Here is a 6,519-nt window from a genome sequence, read left to right on the forward strand (position 1 = left end):
GGAGGAGGTCGCGCACGCGGTGGCGTATCTGGCCAGCCCGCGGGCGGGGTCGACGACCGGGGTCGAGCTGGCCGTGGACGGCGGGATGGCCGGGCTGCGGCTGCGGCCGGTGACCTCATGACGGCCGCTGCCGGCGACCGCCGCCCGCCGCAAACCGGCTCGGGCTCGGGTTCGGCTGGCCAGGGTGTGGCGGGCAGGCTGGGGCGGTACGGGCTGGGCACGGCGCCGCTGGGCGGGCTGTTCGCGCCGGTGAGTGAGGAGGAGGCCGAGCAGACGCTGGCCGCCGCGTGGGAGGCGGGGATCCGCTACTTCGACACCGCGCCGCATTACGGCAGCGGTTTGGCCGAGGAGCGTCTCGGGCGGTTCCTGCGCGCCCTGCCGGAGGCCGCCGCCGCCGAGGCGGTCGTCTCCACGAAGATCGGCCGGGTGCTGGTGCCCGGCCGGGGCGAGGAGGAGGGGTTCCCCGGCCGCACCGGCTATGTGCGGGTGCGGGACTACAGCCGCGACGGCGTGCTGCGCTCGCTGGACGACAGCCTGAACCGCACCGGGCTCGACCGCTTCGACCTGGTGTTCATCCACGACCCGGACGACCACTGGGAGCAGGCCGCCGGTCAGGCGTATCCGGCGCTGGCCGAGCTGCGCGATCAGGGGGTGATCGGCGCGATCGGCGCCGGGATGAACCAGGCCGAGATGCTGACCCGGTTCGTCCGCGAGACCGACCTGGACGCGGTGCTGGTCGCGGGACGCTACACGCTGCTCGACCGCTCCGCCGCGGAGGAACTGCTGCCCGAGTGCGAGCGGCGGGGTGTGGCCGTGATCGCCGGAGGTGTGTTCAACAGCGGGATCCTGGCCGGCGGCACCACCTTCGACTACGACGCCGCCCCGCCCGCCGTGCTGGAGCGGGCGCGCGAGCTTGGACGCGTCTGCGCGTCCCACGGCGTGCCGCTGCCCGCCGCGGCCCTGCGCTTCCCCCACCGCCACCTGGCCGTCACCACCGTCCTGATCGGCGCACGCAGCGCGGAGGAGATCACCGAGGATCTGGCGCTGGCGGCGGCGGACATCCCGGACGGGCTCTGGGAGGACCTCGATCATGCGGGTTGACCTCGCCTACGGCACCGGCGGTCTGGTCGTGGACCTGCCGGACGACCGGACCACGGTCATCGCGCCGGTCGCCCGGCCCGCCGCGACGGACGAGGCCGCCGAACTGCGCCGGGCCCTGCGCGAACCCGTCGCGGGCCCCCCGCTGCGTGAGCGGGTGCGTCCCGGCCAGACGGTGGCGATCTCCGCCTGCGACGGCACGAGGCCCCAGCCGCGGCACCTGATGATCCCGGCGATCCTGGCCGAGCTCGACGGGATCGTCGACCCGGGCGACGTCGTGATCCTGGTGGCCACCGGCACCCACCGCGGCAACACCGACGCCGAACTGCGCGCGATGTTCGGCGACCAGGTCGTGGACGCCGTGCGGATCGTCAACCACGACGCGCGCGACGCGTCGTCGCTGAGGTGGATGGGCCGCCACGGCAAGGACGTACCGGTCTGGCTCAACCGGGAGTGGACCGACGCCGACGTGCGCATCACGACCGGCTTCGTCGAGCCGCACTTCTTCGCCGGGTTCTCCGGCGGCCCCAAACTGGTCGCGCCCGGGCTCGCCGCCCTGGAGACCGTGCTCACGCTGCACGACGCGGCCCGCATCGGCGACCCGCGGGCCACCTGGGGTGTCATCCAGGGCAACCCCGTCCACGACGACGTCCGTGCCATCGCCGCCGCCACCGGCGTCACCTTCGCCCTCGACGTCGTGCTCAACCGCGAGCAGAGGATCGTGCACGCGTTCGGCGGCGACCTGCTGCCGATGCACGCGGCCGCCACGGCCGCCGCCCGCGCCGCCGCGATGCGCCCGGTTCGCGAGCCCTTCGACGTGGTGGTGACGACGAACGCGGGCTTCCCGCTCGACCAGAACCTGTACCAGTCGGTGAAGGGGATGAGCGCCGCCGCCCAGGTCGTCAAACCCGGCGGGACCATCGTCTGCGCCGCCGAGTGCCGGGACGGCTTCCCCGACCACGGCTCCTACCGGGACGTGCTCACCTCCGCCGCCTCTCCGGAGGCGCTGTTCGAGGAGATCTCCCGCCGCACCGAGACCGTGCCCGACCAGTGGCAGGTCCAGATCCAGGCCCGCATCCAGCGGCACGCCCGCGTGATCATGCACACGTCGTATCTGGGCGACGCCGACCTGGCCGCCGCTCACCTGGAGCAGACCGGCGACATCGCCGCCACCGTCCGCGCGCTGCCCGGACGGGTCTGCGTCCTGCCGGAAGGTCCCATGACGATCCCCTACCTCGCGGGAGAGTGACCGTGCTCCGCTTCGCGATGGCGGCCGGCGACGACCGGCCCCACGCCGGCCTGCCGCCGACCGCCGGATTCGTCGTACCCGCATGAACGAGGCACTCGACCTCGGCTACGCCCGCGTGGATCTCGGCCGCGAGGCGCGCCAGGGGCTGCCCGAGATCGTGTACGGCCCCGGCAAGCGGGTGAGCGAGATCGCCGGGATCGTCACCACGCTGCTCGGCCGCAACACCGGCCCCGTCCTGGTGACGCGGGTCGAACCCGGCACGGCCGCCGCGGTGGGCGCGCTCGTCTCCGGCGGCGCGTACGACCCGGACGCCCGGCTGCTGGTCTGGCGGCCGGCGCAGCCGGTCGAGCACACGGTGGCCGTGGTCACGGCGGGGACGGCGGACGGCCCCGTCGCGGCCGAGGCGGCGGCCGTCGCCTCCGCGCTCGGCCTGCGGACCGTCATGGTCAGGGACGTCGGAGTGGCCGGGCTGCACCGCGTGCTCGCCGCAGCCGACGACCTGCGCGCGGCCGACAGCGTGATCGTCATCGCCGGCATGGAGGGCGCGCTGGCCAGCGTCGTCGGCGGTCTCGTCGAGACGCCGGTGATCGCGGTGCCCACCTCCACCGGATACGGCGCCGCGCTTGAGGGCGTGACGGCCCTGCTGGCCATGCTGACCTCCTGCGCCGCCGGGCTGACCGTGGTCAACATCGACTCCGGCTTCGGCGCCGCCCTCGCGGCCTACCGCCTCACGAGGAGAACGTCCCGGTGATCCTCTATCTCAACCCCTTCACCGGGCTCGCGGGCGACATGCTGCTCGGCGCGCTGCTCGACGCCGGGGCCTCGCTCGACGGCGTACGGCAGGCGGTCGCCGCGACCGGGCTCACCGGATGGCGGCTCGACGCCGAGCGGGTGCGCACCGGAGCGCTGACCGCCACCCGCGTGCGGATCGAGGTGGACGACGACGCCACCGAGCGCCCGGCCGCCCGGCTGATCGCGATGGCGGCCCGCACCGGCCTGACCGTGGCAGAGGCGGCGCTGACCGCGATCGCCGAGGTGGAGGGCGCGCTGCACGGCGTGCCGGCCGCCGACGTCCACCTGCACGAACTCGGCGGGCACGACACCCTGATCGACATCGTCGGATGCGCGGCGGCGCTGCGCGATCTCCGGGTGACGCGCGTGCACTGCGCGCCGCTGCCGCTGGGCGGCGGCACGGTGCACGCCCGCCACGGCGTGCTGCCCGTCCCGGCTCCCGCCACGCTCGCGCTGCTGAAGGGGGCACGGGTGCGGGGCGGGGAGGCGGGAGAGGCGGTCACGCCGACCGGGGCGGCCCTGCTGCGCGCCGTGGGCACGGCGTACGGCCCGCCTCCGGAGATGGCCCTGCGCGCCACCGGGTACGGTGCCGGCGGCCGCGTGCTGCCCGACCGGCCGAACGTTACCGTGGTCATGCTCGGAGAGCCGGTGGCAGAGGAAGGCACACAGATCGTCCTGTCGACGAACCTCGACGACGTGACCGGGGAGATCCTCGGGCACGTCATCGAGCGTGCCCTCGCGGCGGGCGCCGCGGACGCCTGGATCACGCCCGCCGTCATGAAGAAGGGGCGCCCCGCGCACGTCCTGCACGTCCTCACGGCCCCCGAGCTGGCCGACGACCTGCAGAACCTGGTCTTCGCCGAGACGGGGAGCCTGGGCCTGCGGCGCGGCGTGGTGGAGAAGGTCGCCCTGCCCCGGCACTTCGCGACCGTACGCCTGCACGGCCGGGACGTCCGGATGAAGCACGGGCCGTGGGGGGTCAAACCCGAGTACGACGACCTGGCCGCGCTGGCCGAGGCGACCGGCAGACCATTGAGGGAACTGGCACGAGAGGCTTTCGACGCGCTGTGACTTCCGATGTGACTCCCCCCGCGACTCCCCCGGTGACTCCCCCAGTGACTAGGGGCGTGACCCGCATCGACGCCCACCACCACCTGTGGGACCTCTCCCGGCGTCCGCAGACGTGGCTGGATCCCCCGGAGATGGCTCCCGTCAACCGCGACTTCGCCCTCTCCGACTACGCCTCCGCCACCGCCGGAACGGGCATCGGCCGCTCCGTGCTCGTGCAGGTGCTGGCCGACGCCGAGGAGACGCGCGAGTTCCTGGCGCTGGCGGCGGGGTCACGGACCGTGGCCGGCGTGGTGGGATGGGCCGACCTGACCCGGCCCGATCTCGCCGACGAGCTCGCCGCCCTGGCCGCCGCGCCCGGTGGCGCCCTGCTGCGCGGGATCCGCCACCTGGTGCAGGGCGAGTCCGACCCGCGCTGGCTGGCCCGCGACGACGTACGCCGGGGGCTTCGGCAGGTCGCGGCCGCCGGACTCGCCTACGATCTGCTCGTCCTGCCGCACCAGCTGCCCGCCGCTATCGAGACCGTACGGGCCGTTCCCGAGCTGACCTTCGTCCTGGACCACCTCGCGAAACCGCCGATCGCGTCCGGAGAGCTCGACCCCTGGGCGGGCCGCATCCGTGAGCTCGCCGCGGAGCCCAACGTGACGGCCAAACTCTCCGGCCTGATCACCGAGGCGGCGTGGGACGACTGGAACGCCGCCGCGCTGCGCCCGTACGTCGACGTGGCGCTCGACGCGTTCGGTCCGGATCGTCTCATGTTCGGCTCGGACTGGCCCGTCTGCCTCCTCGCCGGCTCCCTGCCCCTCTGGACCGAGACCGTCTCGGCGCTGCTCACGGATGCCGGGCTGACGTCCGCCGACCGCGAGGCCGTCTTCAGGAACACGGCGACCCGGGTCTACCACCTGGAGGAGTGAGCACCCGGGCGGGGACTCGTCCTCCCCGGGCCGCTGCCGGCCCTCGCCGGCCAGGTAACCTCCCCAGCGACGGCCGTCACCTCGTACAGATAAGGAAACGCATGACCACCACCGCGCTCATTGTCGGCGATCTGCAGGCGGGCATCGTGGACAACTACCCCTTCGCCGCCGCCGTGCTGCCCGTTGTGGAGAAGGCCGTTTCCGCGGCCAGAGCCTCCGGAACACCGGTTGTATTCATCCGTTTCGGGCTGCGGGCCTCAGGCCTCGATGTGGGAAACCCTTTGATCGGCGGCCTGCACGGGGCGGGAACGCTGTTTCACGAAGATTCCCCCGAGACGCTCGTGCACCCGCGTATCAAGCCGTTGCCGCACGAGGCGGTCGTCCTCAAGCGCCGGGCGAGCGCCTTCGCGGCGAGCGACCTCGATCAGCTCCTGCGCGCCCAGCGCATCGACTCGATCGTGCTGACCGGTGTCGCGACCGGGGCGATGATCGCCGCTACCCTCTACGACGCCTCCGACCGCGACTACCGTGTGACCGTGCTCAGCGACGCCTGCGCCGACGCGGAACCGGAGGTGCACGACTTCCTGGTCAACCGCGTCTTCCCGGCCAGGGGCGCCGACGTCCTCACGGGCCACGAGTGGATCGACCGGCTGTGACCCGGCGGGCGCGGAATTGCCCAAGCCGACCCTGAGCGGCGCGAATTCGCAGAAGGCGCAGGGGACGTTTGGAAAAGGTCCGGGCCATAACCAACGTCGATTCCAGAACGCAGTTCTGACGCACCCTGATCCTGGTGTCAAGGCCGGCTCCTTCGCCGTGCCGGAAAACAGGACGAGGACCTGCCCTGGTGTTGTCCGCCTTACTTCGCCCCCGTATCGTCCCCATCAGTGATCCCGTCTTCGAGAAGGGACCGGCATGTCCGACGATGCGGTGCGACGCGTATTCCGATCAGTCGATTCGTTCGATCCTGACGGGTTCGGGCGACTGCTCGCCGAGGATGCCACGCTGGTGTTCGGCAATGCCGAGCCGGTGACGGGACGTAAGGCCATCGTCGCCGCGCTCCGGGAGTTCTACTCCACGATCGGCGGCCTGCGGCACCGGGTCGTCCGGAACTGGCGGGTGGACGCCGACGTCATCGCCGAGACCGAAGTGACCTACCGGAGGCTCGACGGCAAGGATGCAAGCGCCGTAGCCGTATCGATCTGGCGCACCCGCGACGACGGTCTGATCTCGGACTACCGCATATTCGTCGATCTCGCCCCCGTCTACGCGGTCTAGACGAGTAAGTCCTAATTCCGGTCAGTGGTCGTAGGCGATCAGTGACCGGGTGATGGGTTGGCTGGTGGCGCGGTTGTGCCAGATGGCGGCGGTCAAGGCCAGGATCCGTTGGGCGATGCGGGC

8 protein-coding genes are annotated in these 6,519 nt (G+C 72.7%); all 8 read left to right on the plus strand.

The window, feature by feature from the left end; genetic code table 11:
- A partial coding sequence (locus FLW16_RS42530) for an SDR family oxidoreductase (RefSeq protein ID WP_142562443.1) occupies positions 1 to 121 on the plus strand: 121 nt, incomplete at its 5' end.
- Positions 118 to 1,101: an aldo/keto reductase gene (locus FLW16_RS42535; RefSeq protein ID WP_142566664.1), complete on the plus strand. Its 984-nt coding sequence runs from the start codon at positions 118 to 120 to the stop codon at positions 1,099 to 1,101. The genes FLW16_RS42530 and FLW16_RS42535, both read left to right, overlap by 4 nt.
- Complete coding sequence (gene larA / locus FLW16_RS42540; RefSeq protein WP_142566665.1) at positions 1,091 to 2,347, plus strand: nickel-dependent lactate racemase; 1,257 nt, start codon at positions 1,091 to 1,093, stop codon at positions 2,345 to 2,347. The genes FLW16_RS42535 and larA overlap by 11 nt, the downstream gene beginning before the upstream one ends.
- Positions 2,348 to 2,429: 82 nt before the next feature.
- The gene (gene larB / locus FLW16_RS42545) at positions 2,430 to 3,098 is read left to right on the plus strand and encodes a nickel pincer cofactor biosynthesis protein LarB (protein ID WP_142566666.1); all 669 of its coding nucleotides are present in this window, start codon (positions 2,430 to 2,432) and stop codon (positions 3,096 to 3,098) included.
- Entirely contained in the window at positions 3,095 to 4,210 is a 1,116-nt protein-coding gene (larC, locus tag FLW16_RS42550) for a nickel pincer cofactor biosynthesis protein LarC (protein ID WP_142566667.1), read from the plus strand. The genes larB and larC overlap by 4 nt, the downstream gene beginning before the upstream one ends.
- A gap of 56 nt (positions 4,211 to 4,266) precedes the next feature.
- Positions 4,267 to 5,121 (plus strand): amidohydrolase, encoded by an 855-nt coding sequence (locus FLW16_RS42555; protein ID WP_142566668.1) that lies wholly within the window; start codon positions 4,267 to 4,269, stop codon positions 5,119 to 5,121.
- A gap of 101 nt (positions 5,122 to 5,222) precedes the next feature.
- A complete protein-coding gene (locus tag FLW16_RS42560; protein ID WP_142566669.1) occupies positions 5,223 to 5,777 on the plus strand; it encodes a cysteine hydrolase family protein in 555 nt (184 codons plus the stop codon).
- 256 nt (positions 5,778 to 6,033) lie between these two features.
- Positions 6,034 to 6,396, plus strand: coding sequence for a nuclear transport factor 2 family protein (locus tag FLW16_RS42565; protein ID WP_142566670.1), 363 nt, complete (start codon positions 6,034 to 6,036; stop codon positions 6,394 to 6,396).
- Positions 6,397 to 6,519: the final 123 nt, after the last annotated feature.

Origin of the sequence: Microbispora sp. KK1-11, from assembly GCF_006874435.1 — a bacterium.
In the GTDB taxonomy this organism is placed as follows: Bacteria; Actinomycetota; Actinomycetes; order Streptosporangiales; family Streptosporangiaceae; genus Microbispora; species Microbispora catharanthi.